Here is a 1769-nt window from a genome sequence, read left to right on the forward strand (position 1 = left end):
GGGGCAAACCACTGGAGGGAGTAGGACAGGTGCGTCCCCTCGTCGGTTGAAGGCATCGGGAAGGCGACGGGCATATCCGTCATCGGCGGGGTCTCGGAGGCCAGCTGGCCGTAAGCGCCGGTGAGCACGGGATATCCGAGTTCGGCGGCGTACGCGGGCAGGTCGATGGAGGCGAGCTGCCCGTCGGGTGCGCCGCGCTGCAGTTCCGGCTCGGAATGCTTGAGCCGGGCCACCACCGTCACAGGCCCCTTCGGTGGGGCCGGAATAGCGTCCGGCCTGCCGGGAGTGTTGTTGCCGATCGGGAGCCAGCCACGGTCGATGACGACCGTGTCGCCGGAGTCCAGTTTGAAGGGGACCACCACTTCGTAGCCGGGCTGGCCGTTGAGCGGACGGTTGCGGACGATTCGTTGGCCTGCGGCGTCGTAGCTGCCGCGCAGTTGCACCTGCGTCCATTCCCGGTCGGCGTCGAGGTTGACGAACTCGTTCCGAACCTCCGCGAACGGAATTGGGGTGGCTGAATAGTTGGAGACGACGCGGTTAATCTCGGCGAGGGTCTCGGCCCGGCGGTCCATTTGCCAGCGGCCCAGTAACACGCAAGCGGTTGCGAAAATGGCGGCCAACAGCAGATACCCCAGCCACTTGCTGGAGAAGAGGAAACGGTACATTCAGCTGGCCTTGCCCGGGACGATGCCCGACTCTGCGGTGTTCTGGATGGCGTCATCGGCGGGGCCCCCGGTGCCGTCGGTGAACGCGTCGGCCAGGGGAACGGTGTTCTTCCACAGCCCGCGGGTCTGGAGGTAGTCCTCCAGCCAGGCACGGTGCTCCCGGCAGGCCAGCCAGATCTTGCGGCGCTCCGGAGAGTGGATTTTGGGGTTGTTCCACAGCAGTTGCCACTCGGCGTCGGCGCGGCACGCCTTCCGGGAGCACATCGCGGTGGCAGGCTCGGCCGCGGGGCCGGCCAAGTCAAAAATGTTCATGAAGCAGCCTGTCCCTGGTCCTCGTCGTCGTCAATCAGTTCACCCTGCAGGAGGGTGGTCGGGGCATCATCGGCCCCCGGCGGGCGCCCACCGAGCGGCCCCTGACCCAGCGGTCCCTCAGCAGTGGGGCCCTCGGAGCGAGGCGCGTCGAGCTCATCGAGCGGGACGTAGTCGATCAGCGATTCGCTGTGGACTTCGGCGTGGTCGCTGCCGTTCGCGATCACCACCGCGAACCAGGGCAGGAGGACGGCGCCGATCACGGGCAGGATCTTGAACCAGCCGTCCACCACGAACACGAGGATAAGGCAGACCATGCGGATGCCCATGGCCACGGCGTACTTGATCATCCGCTGGCGCATCTCTTCCGAGTGCGCAGTCGCGGCGTCAGTGATGCTGTGGACCTCGGTGTCGCCGGAGTACTCCCCGGCCGTCCGCTCTCCGGATCGGTTCTTGTTTCTCACGGCTGTCGAATCACGCTCCATTGGCTTCCTCGAATTATCTCACCATCGACGGAGGCACCCAAACGGCCGGGCAGCCGGGGTGACCGCGGCGGGCAGGCGCTGCGGGAAGACGCGGCGGGCAGGCGCACGCCGTCGGACGCTAAGATCGGAGGCAGGAAAATCCAGCCCCAGCGCGGCGCCACTGAGCCGCAGAATTCCGGAGTCCACCATGACTGAAGCAACCTCCAGCGGCCGCAGCGTCCTCATCACCGGCGGCAACCGGGGCATAGGCCTCGCCATCGCCGAGTCGTTCCTAGCCAACGGCGACAAGGTGGCAGTGACCTACCGCAGC

General features: G+C 66.7%; 4 protein-coding genes. 1 reads left to right on the top strand and 3 read right to left on the bottom strand.

Translation table 11 applies throughout. The features are described from left to right. The 3 genes from AB4Y86_RS18140 to AB4Y86_RS18150 all read right to left on the bottom strand — a co-directional run. Nucleotides 1-665, bottom strand: a 665-nt coding sequence (locus tag AB4Y86_RS18140; RefSeq protein ID WP_441403540.1) for an SURF1 family cytochrome oxidase biogenesis protein, incomplete at its 3' end; no start/stop codon positions are given. Next, on the bottom strand, nucleotides 666-977 hold the full coding sequence (locus tag AB4Y86_RS18145) for a hypothetical protein (protein WP_441403541.1): 312 nt from the start codon (nucleotides 975-977) through the stop codon (nucleotides 666-668). Further along, a complete protein-coding gene (locus AB4Y86_RS18150; protein WP_441403542.1) occupies nucleotides 974-1459 on the bottom strand; it encodes a DUF3099 domain-containing protein in 486 nt (161 codons plus the stop codon). Before AB4Y86_RS18150 ends, AB4Y86_RS18145 begins: the two co-directional genes overlap by 4 nt. 187 nt (nucleotides 1460-1646) lie before the next feature. On the opposite strand from AB4Y86_RS18150, the gene AB4Y86_RS18155 reads away from it, so the two are divergent. Continuing rightward, a partial coding sequence (locus AB4Y86_RS18155; RefSeq protein ID WP_441403543.1) for an SDR family NAD(P)-dependent oxidoreductase occupies nucleotides 1647-1769 on the top strand: 123 nt, incomplete at its 3' end.

This window comes from Arthrobacter sp. 2YAF22_2 (assembly GCF_052114645.1).
Classification (GTDB): Bacteria; Actinomycetota; Actinomycetes; order Actinomycetales; family Micrococcaceae; genus Arthrobacter.